The 17,546-nt window shown below is 65.2% G+C and carries 14 protein-coding genes and 1 pseudogene; 2 read left to right on the top strand and 13 right to left on the bottom strand.

Annotated features, from left to right (window positions below; genetic code table 11):
- Positions 1–3: 3 nt before the first annotated feature.
- The 9 genes from ABZS45_RS11515 to ABZS45_RS11475 all read right to left on the bottom strand — a co-directional run bounded on the left by ABZS45_RS11515 (position 4) and on the right by ABZS45_RS11475 (position 10,895).
- Positions 4–1,737 (bottom strand): ABC transporter ATP-binding protein, encoded by a 1,734-nt coding sequence (locus ABZS45_RS11515; protein ID WP_412099938.1) that lies wholly within the window; start codon positions 1,735–1,737, stop codon positions 4–6.
- Positions 1,734–3,512 (bottom strand): ABC transporter ATP-binding protein, encoded by a 1,779-nt coding sequence (locus ABZS45_RS11510; RefSeq protein WP_412099936.1) that lies wholly within the window; start codon positions 3,510–3,512, stop codon positions 1,734–1,736. Before ABZS45_RS11510 ends, ABZS45_RS11515 begins: the two co-directional genes overlap by 4 nt.
- Positions 3,509–4,195 carry a class I SAM-dependent methyltransferase gene (locus ABZS45_RS11505; protein WP_412099935.1) on the bottom strand — a complete coding sequence of 229 codons (687 nt, stop codon included), beginning with the start codon at positions 4,193–4,195 and terminating at the stop codon, positions 3,509–3,511. The genes ABZS45_RS11510 and ABZS45_RS11505 overlap by 4 nt, the downstream gene beginning before the upstream one ends.
- 73 nt (positions 4,196–4,268) lie before the next feature.
- Positions 4,269–5,006 (bottom strand): ABC transporter permease, encoded by a 738-nt coding sequence (locus tag ABZS45_RS11500; RefSeq protein WP_095534860.1) that lies wholly within the window; start codon positions 5,004–5,006, stop codon positions 4,269–4,271.
- The gene (locus ABZS45_RS11495) at positions 5,003–5,755 is read right to left on the bottom strand and encodes an ABC transporter permease (protein WP_412099934.1); all 753 of its coding nucleotides are present in this window, start codon (positions 5,753–5,755) and stop codon (positions 5,003–5,005) included. Before ABZS45_RS11495 ends, ABZS45_RS11500 begins: the two co-directional genes overlap by 4 nt.
- Positions 5,752–6,795 carry an ATP-binding cassette domain-containing protein gene (locus ABZS45_RS11490; protein WP_095534861.1) on the bottom strand — a complete coding sequence of 348 codons (1,044 nt, stop codon included), beginning with the start codon at positions 6,793–6,795 and terminating at the stop codon, positions 5,752–5,754. The genes ABZS45_RS11495 and ABZS45_RS11490 overlap by 4 nt, the downstream gene beginning before the upstream one ends.
- Positions 6,792–7,871 (bottom strand): saccharopine dehydrogenase, encoded by a 1,080-nt coding sequence (locus tag ABZS45_RS11485; RefSeq protein WP_412099933.1) that lies wholly within the window; start codon positions 7,869–7,871, stop codon positions 6,792–6,794. The genes ABZS45_RS11490 and ABZS45_RS11485 overlap by 4 nt, the downstream gene beginning before the upstream one ends.
- Before the next feature lie 166 nt (positions 7,872–8,037).
- Positions 8,038–10,284, bottom strand: coding sequence for an ATP-binding cassette domain-containing protein (locus ABZS45_RS11480; protein WP_412099932.1), 2,247 nt, complete (start codon positions 10,282–10,284; stop codon positions 8,038–8,040).
- A gap of 107 nt (positions 10,285–10,391) precedes the next feature.
- Positions 10,392–10,895: an ECF transporter S component gene (locus ABZS45_RS11475; RefSeq protein ID WP_230307979.1), complete on the bottom strand. Its 504-nt coding sequence runs from the start codon at positions 10,893–10,895 to the stop codon at positions 10,392–10,394.
- 622 nt (positions 10,896–11,517) lie between these two features.
- On the opposite strand from ABZS45_RS11475, the pseudogene ABZS45_RS11470 reads away from it, so the two are divergent.
- Positions 11,518–11,904: pseudogene (locus ABZS45_RS11470) on the top strand (IS110 family transposase); the annotation flags it as partial.
- A 2-nt stretch (positions 11,905–11,906) separates the two neighbouring features.
- On the opposite strand, the gene ABZS45_RS11465 reads toward ABZS45_RS11470, so the two are convergent.
- The 3 genes from ABZS45_RS11465 to glf all read right to left on the bottom strand — a co-directional run bounded on the left by ABZS45_RS11465 (position 11,907) and on the right by glf (position 14,081).
- The gene (locus tag ABZS45_RS11465; RefSeq protein ID WP_010188546.1) at positions 11,907–12,515 is read right to left on the bottom strand and encodes a three-helix bundle dimerization domain-containing protein; all 609 of its coding nucleotides are present in this window, start codon (positions 12,513–12,515) and stop codon (positions 11,907–11,909) included.
- A gap of 90 nt (positions 12,516–12,605) precedes the next feature.
- Positions 12,606–12,803, bottom strand: a complete 198-nt coding sequence (locus ABZS45_RS11460) for a hypothetical protein (protein WP_070821746.1) — start codon at positions 12,801–12,803, stop codon at positions 12,606–12,608.
- A gap of 81 nt (positions 12,804–12,884) precedes the next feature.
- Positions 12,885–14,081 carry a UDP-galactopyranose mutase gene (gene glf, locus ABZS45_RS11455; protein WP_412099931.1) on the bottom strand — a complete coding sequence of 399 codons (1,197 nt, stop codon included), beginning with the start codon at positions 14,079–14,081 and terminating at the stop codon, positions 12,885–12,887.
- A 169-nt stretch (positions 14,082–14,250) separates the two neighbouring features.
- Here glf and ABZS45_RS11450 point away from each other — a divergent pair, with 169 nt between their 5' ends.
- Positions 14,251–16,191, top strand: coding sequence for an N-acetylmuramoyl-L-alanine amidase (locus ABZS45_RS11450; RefSeq protein ID WP_412099930.1), 1,941 nt, complete (start codon positions 14,251–14,253; stop codon positions 16,189–16,191).
- Positions 16,192–16,355: 164 nt separating this feature from the next.
- Here ABZS45_RS11450 and ABZS45_RS11445 read toward each other — a convergent pair whose 3' ends face one another.
- A complete protein-coding gene (locus ABZS45_RS11445; RefSeq protein ID WP_412099929.1) occupies positions 16,356–17,456 on the bottom strand; it encodes an HNH endonuclease signature motif containing protein in 1,101 nt (366 codons plus the stop codon).
- Between the last annotated feature and the right edge of the window lie 90 nt (positions 17,457–17,546).

Genomic DNA, 17,546 nt, shown 5'->3' with positions numbered 1-17,546 from the left:
GGATCAGGCGCCCGGGGAGCCTCCCGTCCGGCACGTCCACGACTCGGCGTAGCGGCCGCCCTTCGCCAGCAATTCATCGTGCGTGCCCCGTTCTGCGACCGTCCCGTCCTCCGAAAGCACGACGATGAGGTCGGCATCGCGGACGGTGTGCAGGCGATGGGCGACGACGATCACGGTGTGATCGCCGCGCAACGCTTCCATCGTGCCGACAATCGCCCGCTCAGTGGCCGCATCCAGCGAGGACGTCGGCTCGTCGAAAAGCACCACCGGGGAATCCTTCAGAAGCGCCCGGGCGATGGCGACGCGCTGCCGCTCGCCTCCCGACAGCAGCGTCCCCTCCTCCCCCACCGGATTATCCCACCCGGAAGGCAGCAGCTCCACGATGCGGTCCACCCCGGATCGCCGGGCGGCCTCGCGCAAGCGGTCTCCGTCGCCGGGCCCGGAACCGAATCCGGGGTCGGCGAAGACCACATTGTCCCGCACGGACGCGTCGAAGAGGAACGTCTCCTGGAACACCGGGGTCACCAGCGAGTTCACGCCGTCGGTGCCGATCCGAGGCAAGGGCACCCCGCCAATGAGGATCTCCCCCGAGTCCGGATCATGAAACCGCGACAGCAGCCGCATGACCGTCGTCTTGCCCGCCCCCGAAGGTCCCACTATGGCGACCAGCGCTCCCTGAGGCGCACGGAAGCTGACGCCGTCGAGGACCTTCTTCTCCCCGTACCCGAAGCTCACACCGCGGAACTCCACGTCATGCCCATCGGGCAGCTCCGGTGCGGCAGGCTCGGGAAGGGCGGGGATCGCCCGCAGGTCACGCAGCGCAGCCAACGTGTTGCGGCCCGCGCCGAAACCGCCGGACAACGCTCCCGCCGTGGTGATCGGTCCGGTGAACTGGACGACCACAATGAGCATCGACGCCAAATGCGCCGGTGACATCCCGCCCGTCGCGGCGACCGCCACGGCGACGACCACCGCCGCCGTGAACACCGCATGGACGACCGAGCCCAACCGTCCGATGGCCGCGCCTTGCGTCGACGTCGCCTTCGCGAACGCATCGTGTTGGGCCTGGATCGCCTCATCCACCATCGCGTCCGCCGCCGAACCGTCGCCCGCGGCGCGAATCACCTGCTGGCCGCGGGTGAACTCGATCAGCCTGCCGGAGACGGCAGCGACGGCGTCAGCATGCGCTTCGTCCGACTCCCCGCCGACTCGGCCAATGGCCCGGTAGGCGAAGAAGAGCACCGGCGCCGACGCGACGAGAACCAACCCGACGCGCCAATCCACCGCCAGAATTCCGAGAGCGATGACGGTCGGCGCAACCACAGCAGCGATGACGGGCCGCAGGATCACGTGCGGCACGGACGCCGCGAACGCCATGCCCGACGACGCCATCTCCGAAAAGCGGCCGGCCGTGGACTTGGTGACGTACCCGAGTGGCAACGTCAGCACGCGTTCGCCCAGGGAACGCAGCAGGGACGACAGCACCGCTGCGGAATTCGCCCTGCCGACCGTCCCCGCGGCGAGGGACAGCACCGCATGGGCGGCCGCGAGGCCGGCGATGACGCCGGTGAAACGCCACGCCGTCGCATCATCTCCCACGGCCAGAGCCGACAGCAGCGGCAGCAGCGCGACGAACGCCGCTCCCTGTGCCAGCGCGGCAAGCGCGGCCAACGCAATGAGCCACGCCAGCGTCATCTTCGAGCGCCGATCCGTCATCGACCACAAGTCCCGGATCATCGGTTCCCTGCCTTTTCATCGTCTGCTTCAGTGCCCCGCGGGGCGGATGGTTCGTCGTCGAGCGCGAACGCGCGCCACAGATCCCGGTAGCGGCCACCGCGCGCAAGCAACTCGTCGTGGGTGCCCGCCTCCGCGACCGCTCCCCCATCGAGAACGAGGATGCGGTCGGCGTTGCGGATCGTGCTCAATCTGTGCGCAATCACGATCACCGTCCGCGAACGAGCCAAACGCTCGATTGCGGACTGAATGAGGGCCTCGGAAGCCGGATCCGCGTAAGCGGTTGCCTCGTCGAAGATGAGCACCGGCGCGTCCGTGACAATCGACCTCGCGATGGCCACGCGCTGCGCCTCACCACCGGAAAAGGTCACGTCGACGTTGACCACCGAATCCAGGCCCTTCGGCAGCGCCGCGATGACCGTATCGAGGTTCGCGAGCTTCGCGGCCGCCATGATTTCGCCGTCGGTGGCGTCTCTCCTGGCCAGCCGGATGTTCTCCCGCAAGGGCAGCGTGAGCAACTGCGGATCCTGGAACACCACCGACACCGAACGGTGCACGTCGCGCACGGCGATGTCGCGAAGATCGTCGCCGCCCAGCAGCACCGAGCCTTCGACAGGGTCGTGGAAACGTGCCAACAGCCGGGCGACGGTGGACTTTCCGGAACCGGAGGACCCCACCAGCGCCGTGAGGGTCCCCGGTTCGAACGTCGCGGACATCCCGTCGAGGACCCGCGGCCCATCCCCGTAGGAGAAGACCAGGTTCCGAACCTCGAGCGCGCCCCCGCGCGCGGGCACCGGCTCGGCGGGCTCGGCGATCGGCGGCGTGCCCAGCACCTCCGCGATGGACTTCAGGGCGGCGATCCCTGCGATGATGGGTTCGGAGTTCATAGCCACCCGCACGATCGCCGCGGAGAGTCCAAGGCCGAGAACCAGCCCGGCGACGAGACCCTCCGGTTTGCCGCCCGCGGTGTCCCTCAGAGCGAGGCCGGCGCCGCACACCACTGCGAGGACTGTGATCGGGGACGTCACCACGTCGATGAGCCCGAGATAGATGTTCGACTGCCGGGACCAGGCGGACCACGCGCGGACGAACGACAACGCCGCGGCATCGTAGCGACCCGCGCCCTGGTTGGCGCGTCCGAAGGACTTCATCACCGGGATACCGCGCACCAACTCGATGACCGCGGCCGTCACTCCTTCGGAGGCTCGCTCGTAGTCGCGCTGAAGACCGGCTCCGCGCGAAATCATCACGCCCATCAGGGCGAAGGTGACCAGCACCGGGACGACCGCCACCGCCGCGATCCGCCAATCGACCGCGACGAGCGCGATGAGGGAAAGCAGGGGAACCAGCACCGCCACCACGGTCTCACCGACGGTGTGGCCCATGAGCTGGTGGACAGCCGCGACGTCCTTCTCAACCGACTCGATGATTCCCGACGAGCGCCGGGCGTCCAGCCAGCCCAACGGCAACTTCCGGATGTGGGCGACCAGCCGGCGCCGGAGGTGGAGCTGCAGGTCATTATCCGCCCGGTGCGAGAGCATGCCGGCTGCGCCGTCCGCAGCCATTCGCACCGTCGCGGCGACGACGATGACAACCACGGCCAACCACGTCCGATGCACCGGGGCCTCCGGGTACGTCATCGCGATGTCGATGATGCCGACCAGCGAAGCGACGGTAGCCACCGACGACAGGACGGACAACGCGACCACCGCACGCATCCGGGTCCGGATCGGGGCGAGCAGCGACCACGGGCCGACGGTCCCGTCCACGGCGCTCACTTCCTCGCCTCCCCGATCGCGCTTTTCTTCGCGAGAGTGCAGAAATACACCATGCCGGCGCGTGAGGCTCCGTCCAGCTTCAGCCCGTTGGCTTCGGCGAGGTCCTCGAGCTCGCTGCCCCGGAACACCCGGTGGCCCATCTTCTCCATGACGGCCATGTCGACCCGCTCGTTCACGTCGGGATCCTCGACGAACGTCTGCACGTAAGCGATGCCGCCGTCGGCGAGCAGCCCGGAGACCCTGCCGAGCGCGGCTCCCGCATCCTTCATTTGGTGGAGCGCGCCACACACACAGATTTCACAGGCCCCGCCGGGCTCTCCCGCGAGCGGCGTGAGGATGTCGGCAACGTGGAATTCCGTCCGGGCCCCGAGCCCGTCGGCGGCGGCGGCGCGTTCGCGGGCGATGCGGATCGCATTGGGCGACAGGTCGTAGCCGACGATGTTCGCCCTGCGATAGCGAGACTCAGCGGCGAGCGTGCGGGCGAGCCACCCGGTTCCACAACCGAGGTCGAGGACCCGGGCCGGCGCATCCGGCCCGGGATCCAGCGCACGGAGCTTCCGGTACACGGCAGCGGCGTCCATCGGTTCGCGCGCATAGCGGCTTAGGAACCTCGGCTGGACCTTGTCCTCGTAGGCCGCGAGGAGCCTGCGGTTGTTCTGGACGATCTGGGCGATCGACTTCATTTGGTTCTGTCTCCGGGTGTGTGGGCCGCGTCCACGCGGCGGTTTCGGGTTAGATGCTCGGATTCGCGGGCCGTCATGCAGACTCCCCCGGCCTCGTTTTCACGGCGATGCCCCACGCCGCGAGCACGGCGATACCAAAGAACCAGGCCGCGCAGACCACCAGACCCGCAGCCCCGGTGCCGTTGACGGCCTCGCCGGCCGCGGATACGGGGGTGTGCCCGGCGATTCCGCGCAGGAGGGGACGGAAGTGGTCGGCGGGCATGAGCACCGTGTTGACGAACATCGCAACGATGATTAACGGGATGAGGGCCACGGATCCCTGGGGGCTGGTGATGGAGAACGCGATGTACGTGCCGGTGCATGCGGCCGCCGCGGCAACCATCGCGCCGGTCACCGTGATCCTCCACCACCAGGACACCTCAGGGGGGCTGTCGGAAAGCAAGGCGGCCACCGCCGCGACGACGACCGTCATCGCCATGATCCGGATGAACTCGGCGATGATCCGTGCGGTCGGCACGGCCGCGTACGGTGCCGGCATGGTGATCAACCGCTCGTGGAGGCCATTGCTGCGTTCAACGAACACAGTGGACGATCCCGTGATGGCCAAGATGAACGCCCACGTCGTCACGACCAGGATGACCGCGTTCGGGAGTTCGAACTCTCCGGTGAGCTGCCTGACCAGGCCACCGAACATGCGGTTGACGATGAACAGGTACACGAGCGGAGCAATGAACGTCATGAACCAGAAGTCAGGGCGCCGCAGCCAAGTGTGGACGATGCGCCGCAGATGCACGAAAATGGCGTCGATCATGATTCGCTCCTCAAGGTGAACCGGCGGATGAACAGGACGATTCCGACGACCGCCGCGACACCGAGCCACAGGGCGGCCTCTTCCCCGGCGTGATCCGGGAAGGCGCCCGGGGACGCCGCCCTGATCACCTCGATCACCGGCGAAAAAGGCATGTGGCGCACGATGTCGCGCAGGGAGCCGTCCAAAGCGGTCGCCGGAATGAACGCGGTGGAGAACATGAGCAGCAGCATTTCCAGCGCCTGGATCGATGAGGCTGTCGACACCGGGGCGGGCACCATCAGGATCACCCCGTCCGTGACCAGGGACAGGACCGCGGCGGCGAGCAGTGACCACAGGACTGTCCACGCGACGTCACCGAGAGCCATGTCGAGGCCGCAGGACCACGCGACGACCAGCAGCGCCGCGATCGACGCGGACATCCGCAGCACATCGGTGGCGAGCCTGCCGGCGACATAGCCGCCTGTGGCCCCGGGCAACACGCGCACGCGGTCAACGAGCCCGGATTCGACGTCCTGTCCCACCGCCATCGCCGACGCCGCGGCGGTGAACATCGCCGCCTGGAACAGGCAGCCGCCGAGCACGAAACGCAGGTACCCGAAGCCGGATTGCCCTGCCGAGTACCCAAACACCGCGTACAGGCACAGCAGGAAGAGGGGAGGAACGACGAACATGGAGATCAGCGACGCGGTGTTGCGTCGCAACAGCAGCAGATCCCGACGGAGGAACGCCGCGACCGACGTCGCACTCATCGCGCCGCACCCCCTGCGTTCATCGATATGAATACCTCGTTGAGGGTGGGCGGCGACACGCTCAGCGAATCCGGCAACGCGTCCGAGGCCTCCATCGCCTGCGCCACCGCCTCGAGGACCTGCGGTCCGGGGTCGACGTCGAGGGACACCGACTTCCCCGCGACGCGGGCGCCGTCCAGGCACGTTCCTCCGAGGCAGCGGGCGAACGCCTCCGCCTCGGCGGTGGTGGCAAAGGACACGCGGAGCACGTGCGACCCGAAGTCGCGGCGCAATTCCTCCGGCGTTCCGCTGGCGACGATGCGGCGGTCCTTGAGCAGATGGACGTGGTCGGCTAGTGCCTCCGCCTCTTCCAGGTACTGGGTGGTCAGCACCAGGGTCATTCCGTCGTCCCGCAGTTGCCGGATGAAGCCCCACAGCTCTTCGCGGCTGACCGGGTCCAGCCCCGTCGTGGGTTCGTCGAGGAACAGCAGCCTGGGCACGACGCACAGCGACGCGGCGATGTCGAGGCGGCGCCGCATGCCACCTGAATAGGCCGACGCCAGCGTCGAGGCACTGTCTGCGAGCGAGAATTGCGCGAGCAGTTCCGTCGCGCGGGCGGCCGCGTCGGCGCGGTCGAGTCCGCGCAGACGCCCGAAGAACTCCAGGTTCTCCCGGCCGGTGAGGTTCTCGTCGATCGCCGCGAATTGGCCGGTGGTGGCAATGTCGGCGCGCACGCCCGCCGGGTCCTCTTTCACATCGCGCGAGAAGATGCTCACCTCGCCGGAGTCTGCGGTGATGAGCGTCGACAGGATTCGGATGAGGGTGGTCTTGCCTGCGCCGTTGTGGCCGAGGAACGACACGATCGACCCGGCGGGCACGGTGAAACTCACGCCGTCGAGCACATGCTTGCGCATCCGGGCGCCGCGCTTTCCCTTGCGCCCGCCGTCCGGCGGAGCACCTGCCCCGCCTTCGGGCGCGGTGCCGGCTGTGCCCGCAATCGGGTAGCTCTTCGTGAGGTCGCGGACGACGATCGCCGCACCCCGTTCAGCTTGATCCGTCATCGTTTCTCCTTTTCTTTGGTGTCGCAGTGGGCCGCTGCCGGCAGTGGCCCCGTGGTCGGGTTGTCATGCGGCGTTTCGATATGGATGCCTGCATCGCGGGCGAAGGCGAGGACCGGTTCGAGGAGCCGGGGGTGGCTGACGAGATCCCGGCACCCCGGCGCGACCGGCTTCCCCGCGACCGACGCAACGGTGGCGGCGGCAATGGCCGCGGTCATTTTGTAGGAACCCGGGCCAGTTGCCCGGACGACGGTTGTCTCGGCCGCCGACCCCGCATCGCCCGCGCCGGCGGAGGACAGTGCGATGACCAGCTCGGCGGGTTGCGGAGTGCCGTTCGCCCGCGCCTTCCGCGACGTCACGGCCGCCCCGAGACGGGCGAGCAGACCGGAGACGACGGGCATCGCGTACAGTCTCGACGTGCGGATCTTCTCCACCGACTCATCGGGGAGAACATCGAAGGCGACGTGGTAGGAAAATCCGAGGATCGAGGGGCACACCCCGCGTACGACGTCGATGTCCGGGCATTCGTAGCCGATTCCGCTTTGCGACGACACCAGGTTGCGCCGCACTTCGACGATGGCGCCGCCGAGCATCGCGCGGTATCCGCCGCGAATGGTCCGGAGCATCGACTCGACCGACACGGCCCCGGATTCCTGGTCGGCGCCAATTCGCAGATCGACCCGCACATCGCGGACCTCTTCGGCCCCCGCAGCGCAGGCCCCGAGCATCAACAGGGCCGTCGACAAGCCCGGGCACAGGCCGAACCCGGTGAGCACGGGAACCCCCTCCCGCCGAGCATCCCCGTCGAGGGCCATGATTGCGCGGCGGGCGTCGATCGAATCGTTGACGTCGGTGTACCCGGTGCCTGAGTCGATGCAAGCACGGGCGAGTGAGTCTGCATGCACCTCGAACGGGCCGATGCCGGCTTCGGCCAACCGAGTCGCAGCCGCCACCGCCTCCGCATGGACCCGGCCGTACGGGACGAGGACGTCCCGCCGATTCTCGACGAAGGTGATCCCCTTCTTCGTCTCATCGGCCTTGTCCCGAAGCACGTCGCTGATGGTCCGGATCGTGTTCACTGGTACCTCTTTCGGTTGCCGGCGCCATGCCGGTGCCGGGCGGACCGGGCCCGCATGGCGCGACCCGGAGGATGTGTCTGAAAGGTTGAAGCAACTGGGTGGGGCGCGTCTCCGTACAGGCTCGGAAACGCTCGCGGGCTCGGGGCCCGCCGGTTCCGGGTGCCCGTCAAGTCACTGCGGACACCAGGGCGGCAACGAAGGCCGCGGCGGACGCTGCGGCCGCGAAACCGTCACGCACTCGCCAGGGGTGATCGGTGCGGAAGGTACGTCGCGGATGGCGGCCGAAGTTGCGCATCACCAGGGTCAGGGACAGCTTTTCGGCGCAGCGCACGGCGCTGACGAACAGGGGAAAGGCGATGCGCGCGGGCGTCGTCGCGCGAATGAAACCGGAGCGGAAAGACTGCCCCGGTCGCATCGAGCGCAATCTAATCGCCCATGTCAGCTGGGGGATTTCGCTGCGCAGGAACGCCGCGATGCTCACCCCGGAAATCGCTATGGTGCACCATGTGTAGGGCACCCGGAGGCGTTGCACCATGGCGTCGAAAAGCTCCTCGACGCGCATACACGCGGAGACCAGGACCGTCCCCGCAAACACGGCCGTCAGTAGCAGTCCGTGATGGATGCCGTGGCGGACAGCCTCCGCCGGATCCCCACTGCCGTAGAACTCGGAGCGCCACCCGAGCAGGCCGAAGAACACCCCGATCAACAGGACGAGGAGGACCTTCCCCGCCGTCGCCCGAACGTCGCGTTCCGCGATCGCAGCGAGTGCGAGGAACGCGACCCCCGTCAGAGCGAGAACGGCGTCTCCGCCGGAGAGCAGCCCGGCGACGAGGACGAGCATCACCGCCGCGACAATCGTGATGGCGTTCAACCCCGCGCGCCTTCGAGCGGCGGATCCACTGGTCCAGGGGCTTTCGTCCAAGGACGTCCGTGCGCCGGCCGCGGGCAGTGCGCGATCCCGCCGGGACGACTCCGGGGAAGCCGGCACGTCGGCTGCGGGACCGGACCAGGCGACCTTCCCTTCGGCGACGATGCTCGCCCGATCCGCCCACGTTCGCGCAGCACGGCGGTCGTGGCACGTGAACACAACGGTTCCGCCGGCCCCTGCGTATTCCGCTAGGGCATCCAGTACGATGCGCGAGCTCGGCGAATCCAGATGCGCCAACGGCTCGTCGAGAAGCAGCAAACGGCGATTGGCCGCCACCGCCAGGAAGATGCCCAACCGTCTTTTCTGTCCGCCCGACAAGACGAACGGCGAGACGGGGTCAAGTGCCCGGGGGCACAAGGCTTCCCGCAGTTTCCGCAGCTCATCGGCGCCGAGTGGTCCGTGCGGGTCCGTGCCGGCCAGCGCGGAGTCGATTTCCGCGGCGACGGTCGCGCGGGTGAACTGGTGCTCGGGGTTCTGGAACGCCAACGACGCGAAGGCGTCGGGGACGCGCCGGGCGGACGCGCCGTCAATCCGGAGGTCCGCTCCCGCCTTCATCTGGCCCGACAGCACCGCCAGCAAGGTGGACTTACCGGCTCCGTTGGCACCGACTAGGGCATGAATCTCGCCCCGTTCCAGTGTCAGATCGGCCCCGTTCAGGATCCGCTCCCTGCCCCGGGCCACATGGGCTCCGGTCAAGGCCAGCAGTGGAACGGCGTCCGCCTCCGATTCCGGATCGGCGCCATCCCCGGCTCCCCGGGGCCTTCGCCGCCGGTCCGGACTGAGACGGTCCGGTGCCCCCGTGCCCGGCGTACTGGTGTCCGGCGCTCCGGCGGTCGCGGCCGACGTCGCAATGCCCTTCACCGCGATGCCCTCCGGCGCTCCGTGCGCGGCGACGCTCCCGTCCGCATCGAGGATTGTCACCGTGTCGACCCACCCGTCGAACGGGCGGAGGTCGTGCTCGATGAGCAGGATGACGCGCCCCGGGGCCCGCAAATCACGGATGGCGGCGAACAGCGACCGGCGACCGTCCTCGTCGACGTGGGCCGCGGGCTCGTCGAAGATCATGACCTCCGGCGCCCTGGCCACCGCACCGGCGATGGCCATCCGCTGGCGTTGCCCGCCCGACAAAGCCCACGGATCCTTCTCCGCGAGCTCTGACAGCCCGAGCTCTGATAGGGCCGCGGCTGATCGCTTGGCGACGATGCCGGCTTCCACGAGGGAAAACTCGAGGGCCATGGCCACGTCATCGACGACTCGGAGCGTGAGCACCTGCGTCGCCGGGTCTTGCCCGACGAAGGTGACCCGGTCCCCGTCCACGGGGCGTTCGGTGCCGTCGGCATCGACGATGTGCACGAATCCGGCATGGTCGATGGGGATGTGCGAGGGAATCAGTCCAGCGATGAGGTGGGCCAGGCTTGTCTTTCCGCATCCCACGGGTCCCGTGATGGCGTTGATCGTGCCGAAATCGAAGGAGAGATCCACCATGTCGGGTGCCCATCGCCCATCGGCGTGCCGCACGCCCGCGCCCCTAACCCGTAACCGGGCCGGGGCCGTCCCGCGTGTCGCACCGGCGCACGCGGGTGCTCCGCCGGTCACCGGGTGACCCCGCGGCTGCGAAGCCCCTTTGCGACGGCAAAGCCCAGGACCAAAAACACCAAGCTCGATGCCAAGGCTACGGCGAAGCTGATCAGGGTCATGGGCGTGGTCGGCGAGTCGACGCCAACTGCGCGCGGGGCCATCGTTCCCATCAGCGCGGAGAACAACATCGCCGACGCCACGAACTGGGTACGCGTCCACCGCCGGTACAGGGTGACCATGAATGGAAGCTCGATGAGCAATCCTTCCATGATCAGCGCCCCGATCGCGGCGACGCCGAACGGGGTGGTCGCCGCGGACACGACGCCCATGGCAAGGCACGCAATGAGGCTCGCGCCAGGCTTGCGGACGACGATGAGGGGAACGACGCACTGCAGGAACCACAACCCGAGCGTCGCCGCGACGAGATAAACGTGGGCGATGCCGGCGAACACCTGCAGGTAGGTCAGGGGCACGACGACGAGAGACCCCGCGACGCCGATCGCGGCGGCGACGAGCATATCGCGGGTGGATGGTCGGCCACCCGCTGCGACCGGTGCGACGCGTACCAACCGCCCGTCGTCCGTCTGCGACGACACCGCGTCGCCGTCGCCCGTCCCGTCCGGGCCCGCGTCCCCGACTCCCCCTCCGGAGAGGGGTTCTCTGGTCGATCCACGTTTTCTGTTCATCGTCGCCGCCTCGCTTCCGTTGCCGATTCCCGATCGGGAACATAACTTGAAACAGTATTAGGTTAGGCAATCCTTATCAACTTATGCCAGACTCGAATTATTGACTTTGCCCCCGCCCATTACGTTGTTAGCAGTTCCACCTCAGGGCACCGAAGATTCATAGCCTGGCCACCCGATTGGGCGGGTTATGTTTATGTCCGTTCCCTCCGTCCGAAAGGACAGTGGAACTAGTCGCTGGCTTCGGTATGGCTTATTCCTGTCCCTGTCTGAAAATGATCCGGGGGTGATGCCGCCGAAGGCAGTGACATACTCAAACTGCTAATAGGAACCTGACCCAGCCCGAGCGGTATGAGGTCTCACAGTAATGTGGATGCCAGCGCAAGTATGTCCGACAACCCCAGCGATGAAGCGTAAATAGTCCAACTTCTAATTCATCGCTAGGAGGCATACACCCATGGCCTATGACTTCGTCATTGGGGTGGACGTCGGCAAATACTTCCACCACGCCTGCGTCCTTGATCCTCATGGCAGGCAAGTCCTGTCCAAACGCATCAATCAGCATGAAGGCTCGCTACGCAAGCTCTTCGGCCAATTCCTCGCCGACAACGCCTCGGTCCTTGTTATTCCCAACAACATCGGCCGGTTGACCGTCGCAGTCACCCAAGACATGGGGGCAGATGTTCGCTATCTACCAGGGCTTGCGATGCGACAGCTCTCTCGCATCCACGTCGGCAACTCCAAGACCGATGTACGCAACGCCTACGTCATCGCCCATGCCGGTCTTAACCTTCCAGATTCCCTGCGCAGTGTCGACCGCGTTGAGGAAGTCTTTATCCAGCTGATTTAGGCCGTGACAGCGGCATCCTCCGAGATGGGCTCGATACCCAGGCGGTTGAGCATGTAGAGCACGCGGGCGCCGAGGTCATCGGCCAGTTCACGGGTCTCCTCCACGGTTTCCGCCGTGGCGATGTCCCAGATCTTGACGTCCTTGCCGGCTTCATCGCGCGGCACCTCGCGGCCGAGGTAGACAATGAAGTCAGGGATAGTCACCAGACGCAGGTCCTCGACGTAGCGGTCCGGGTGCTCCGCCATGCCGCGCTCCTGGAGCACGTGGGCCATGTGGGAGTCAGGGTCGTTTTCCGGGTGGGCTACGGCGGCGTCCACCAGCAGCGCGTTACCGGCATACTTCTTCGTCAAAGCCACGGCTGCCTGCGCCAGCGCATGGTCGGCACCTGCCGAGAAACGCACGTGGATGCGGTGGGTGCCGAAGTGCTCGCGCACCTCGCGCTCCACCATCACGGGAATGAACTCTTCTAAAGTCGCGCCAGCCTCGTGACGCTCAATAGTGGCATCGAGGAAGGAGTCAATCTCCTGGGCAGTGTACTCGTGGCCATAATCTGCGTGTAAATCCTGGCGCAACGTATCGAAACGGCGGGCGTTCGGGGAAGTCATCTCTAAACTCACTTTCTGTTCGCCTATTGTTAACCTACTGTTAACCTTAAGTGATTGTTGGCCAGACCACAAGTTTTTATTTTCTTTGGTCTAGTTCCGCACGCTGGCACAACCTCCCCATAAACGGCCAAAGGCCCGCCGGGTGTTCCGGCAGGCCTTCTTGGATTGTTCCTTCTTCTTATCGGGAATGCGCGTTGCGCGACTGCGCAGCTTGAGGTGTTCCTCGAGCCGCTCCGGGGACATCTTCCACATGCTGCGGTCTGCGCGCTTCTTCTTGCGCTGCGCCATGCCGTCACCTCCTTCCATCGAGGTGTTTCAGCATAGCGCGCCACGCTGCGCTACCGGGAGCGGCCGGGCCAGCGCCGTGGCCTAGTGACCGCGCTCCTGCGTGATGGCTTGGCCATCACGGAAATAGGGAGCCAGCTTGTTATCGAACATGCTCAGCGCGGAGGCAATAGCCATGTGCATGTCCAGATACTGGTAGGTGCCCAGGCGGCCGCCGAAGAGGACCTGGTTCTCGCGGGCCTCAGCGGCAGCGAGCTTGCGGTAAGCCTCCAGCTTGGAGCGGTCCTCCGGGGTGTTGATCGGGTAGTACGGCTCATCACCCTTCTCCGCGAAGCGCGAGTACTCCTTCATAATGACGGTTTTGTCCTTGGGGTACTTATCGGCGCGCTCCGGGTGGAAGTGGCGGAACTCGTGGATGCGGGTGTAGTCCACGTCCGCATCGTTGTAATTCATCACCGGGGTGCCCTGGAAGTCACCGGTCTCCAGCACCTCCATGTCGAAATCGAGCGTGCGCCAGCCCAACTCACCCTCAGCGAAGTCGAAGTAGCGGTCCAGCGGGCCCGTGTAGACCACCGGCGCGTTTGGCGACGCCTCTCGCAGCTCCTCGCGCACGTCGAACCAGTCGGTGTTAAGGCGGACGTCGATAAGCTCGTGCTCCGCCATCTTCTCCAGCCAGGCCGCATAACCATCGACAGGCAGGCCTTCGTAGGTGTCGTTGAAGTAGCGGTTGTTGAAGGTATAGCGCACCGGCAGGCGCGTGATGTTGCCGGCCGGCAGCTCCTTCGGATCGGTCTGCCACTGCTTGGCGGTGTAGTCGCGGATGAAGGCCTCGTAGAGCGGGCGGCCAATGAGCGCGATAGCCTTCTCCTCCAGGTTCTGCGCCTCATCCACGGCGAACTCACCAGCCTGCTCCTTGATGAGCTGGCGCGCCTCATCCGGGGAGTAGTAGCGGCCGAAGAACTGGTTAATCAGGCCCAGGCCCATCGGGAACTGGTAGGCCGTGCCGTCATGCATGGCAAAGACGCGGTGCTGGTAGTCAGTGAAGTCGGTGAACTGGTTGCAGTACTCCCACACGCGCTTATTCGAGGTGTGGAAGAGATGCGCGCCGTATTTGTGGACCTCGATGCCGGTCTCCGGCTCGGCCTCCGAATAGGCGTTGCCGCCCAAGTGCTCGCGGCGCTCCACGATGAGCACTTTTTTGCCCAGCTGGGAGGCTGCGCGCTCGGCCACGGTCAGGCCGAAGAATCCAGATCCAACAACGATGAGGTCATATGCAGTCATGGGCATCAGCTTAAAGCAGTAACGCGCATAGAACGGCGGGTGACACCCAAGCGAGAAAACTCGCGTGTCACACCCCCTTTCACTCCAACACCTGACGTAACATCTGTCCCGTTAGTTAACTTTTTGCGCTTCTCTTAACCTTGTGGCGCACACCATCCTAGGAGTAACAGTGCACCTCAAACGTCGTCTTGTTCCCGCGAAATCGACGTGGTCCACGCCGATTATCGCCACGGTCACCTCGATCGCTGTGGTTGCTGCCGCAGCCGTGGGCGGCCAAACCCTTATCCACACCCAGGAAGCAGGCAGCGGGCCCATCGAAGTGAGCTCGGCCTCCGAGTCCTTTGGTTCTGGCGAAACGGTCGTGGTGGATGACCCGGCCATCGCCGCCCAGGGCGAGGGCGAAGGCCCGCGCGCGGTCAAGCAATTCCACCGCGATGAGACCTTCTCCTCTTTTGCCGTGACTTGGAAGGGCGCGCGCGATGTCGCTGCCTTCGTCCGCGCCAAGCAGCCAGACGGGTCCTGGTCCGAGTGGTACGACATGGACTCAATGTCCTACAACAACGATGATCCGAACGCCACGAACGGCACCGAGCTCATCTTCGTGGGCGATACCAACGACGTGCAGGTCTCCATCAACAATGTGGATCTGGTAACCGGGTCGAATCTGGACGAAGAGTTCACCGAAACCCCCGTTGAGGACGCCGCGCTTGACGACGCCTCCTTCAACGTCGGCGACATCGCCCCCGTCGCTGAGGCCGAAGAACTTCCCGCCAATAGCGACGTGGAAGGCCTCGAGGCGGTCTTCATGGACGGCAACGCCCAGGAGGGTGAGGTCATCGAGCCAACCGCTGAGACCGATGGCATGCCGCGCGTGGTTTCGCGCGCCGGCTGGGGCGCGAATGAGAACATCCGCTGCAAGGGCGCCGACTACGACGACGGTGTGAAGGCCATCGCGCTGCACCACACCGCGGGTTCCAATAACTACACCCGCGCGCAAGCAGCCGCGCAGGTGCGCGCTGCTTACCAGTACCACGCCCAGAATTTAGGTTGGTGCGATATCGGATACAACGCGCTGGTGGATAAGTACGGCACTATCTACGAGGGCCGCTACGGCGGTCTCGCTAAAGCTGTGCAGGGTGCGCACATCGGCGGTTTTAACAAGAACACGTGGGGTATCTCCATGATCGGCAACTACGAGACTGCGCAGCCGACGGAAGCCCTCTTGGAATCTGTCACCGACCTTGCCGGCTGGAAGGGCGCCATTTCCGGTGCCGATCCGACCTCCCGCGTCTCCCTTCGCTCGGAGGGCTTCAATGGCTCGCGCTACCCAGCAGGCGCCTCTGCCCCGGTTTATGGCCTTTTCGGTCACAGCGACGTTCACTTCACTGCCTGCCCGGGGCGCTACACCATCGCCCAGTGGCCGAAGATCCGCCAGGCGGCGCACAAGAAGTACCTCGCCATTAAGTCGGGCGCGTCTGGTTCGACGTCGACAGACTGGGGCAGCGGAAATACCTCTACGCCAGACTCCTCTGGCTCCACGCCGAACGGAAACGCGCCGTCTGCTCCCGCACCGGTTGCCCCGGCACAGGAGGCAACGTCCTCGCTGGGCGATACTGAAATCCCGATGAGCACCATCACCGCGCTAGTCGGCCTGGCTGGCACCCTCTTCGCCATCATGTATGCCCGCTCGGACCAGCAGATTGACACGGACCAAACCGTCAATGGGCTGCCGGTGGAGCAAATTCCTGGCATCGTGACCAAGGTGCTATCCCTGAGCAAGAACGAAGGCCTGAAGCAAACGTGGACGGCAGTTCTCAATGCCTTCGGCCCAGCACTTGGCCTGGCAGTTGGCGGTCCGGATGAGTCGGCAGGCATCATCTACCAGCTCTTCCAAAACGGCATCGTGCTCAGTTCCGAAGACACCGGTACGCACGCGCTGGTGGGACGCATCGCCAAGGAATGGGCCTCCGGCAACAACTCGGCAACGCTCGGCTTGCCGACGTCCGACGAAGTCCCCACCGGCCTCGGCAAGGAAGTCCGCGTTCAGTTCCAGGGCGGATCCATTGTCTACAACCCGGAGACTGAGCAGATTCAGGTCTTCACGGACTAATCCCCAAACATCCCTAGCCGCGTTTAGCTAGGGGTGCCGCCGTTGTGTCACTCATTGCTTTCAGTCACGCTTCGACGAGGTGGGCCGTCGCCTAGCGTGAGCGTGTGGGATCGCCGATGTGGCGGGAGCCACCCGGTGGCTTCCGCTTCGGCATTGTTGAGGGTTTAAATATCCGGTGGCGCTCCGCCCAAGACGCCCCCAGTGACCTGCTGCTTCAACGCCGCTTGCGCTGCCTGATACGCCGGCTGGGAAGTAATCGGCTCCGCCCACGGTGGTACATAATCCACCCCGCCCCGCAGCCTGAAAACATAACCAGCACCCGTCGGCTTATCCGGATCATCATCATTGATGCCGTTGTGATAAGCACACAACATCGTCAAATTTGGTGGATCCGTCGCCCCACCCGCCTTCCACGGCACTAAATGATGCACCTGACAATAATCAGCCGGCTTATTACACCCCTCACGCGCACACGTCGGATGCTCCGCACTGGCCATGATCCGCTGCTCAAACCCAGCCAAACGCCGCACCCTGTGCAACCACACCGGCCCAATCGTTGGATGCACCAACGTCACATACCCAACCTCAGCAAACTTATAAGTGACAAACTCCCGGCCAGTCATCCGCCCACCATTGGTGAGTACTAGCTCAATATCATCGCCCTCACCCCGCACAATCCGTTCCAATTCATCCAAGGTCACCACCACATTGGTAGCCACCGCAGGCTTAGAACCACCATGCGCCTTATTAAAGAACACCTGACCTGCCGCATCCAACAAATCAGCCGGATTAATCGACTCCAATGTCCCGCGCATCTCACTAATGCGCAACGCTGAATCAGTAATCGTCAACGAATGCGGACCCGACGCCCGATACGTCAACCTCACCCCAGGTTCAGGCACCCGCCGCGGCCGCAACTGCTTCAACCTCTCCCTCGCCACCTTCGGGATACGGTCTGCTGGAGTCTCCGCCAAGCGGACACGCAGATTCCACGCATCCAACTCTTTTTTCACCTTAGCGGTATAGGACTCAATCAAACTCAACGTCGCCACATCATGCCTGTGAGAAGCAGCAGCCACACGAGCTTGGCGCTGTTTGCCCGTAAAACGCGTCGGCCCAAAATACACCCCATACAACCCAGCCAACTCCGCAGCATCAGCCCTTGATGCACCACGCGCGCGTAAATCATCCACACTGCCTACCGCAAGCCCCACAAGCTCCAACCCCGACCTGCGATAGGAGAAATAAGTCTCCAAATCCCCCATGCGACAAAGATTAAAACACCACCACCCACCCCGCAACCGGAGGCAGAAAACCCTCAGGTTCCGCCACAAATAGGGCAGGTAGCGCGGGGT

The sequence above is a fragment of the Corynebacterium aurimucosum genome, from assembly GCF_046895345.1.
Taxonomy (GTDB): domain Bacteria; phylum Actinomycetota; class Actinomycetes; order Mycobacteriales; family Mycobacteriaceae; genus Corynebacterium; species Corynebacterium aurimucosum_G.
Note: the sequence above shows the minus strand (reverse complement) of the source record. Positions and strands in the feature narration are given on the sequence as shown.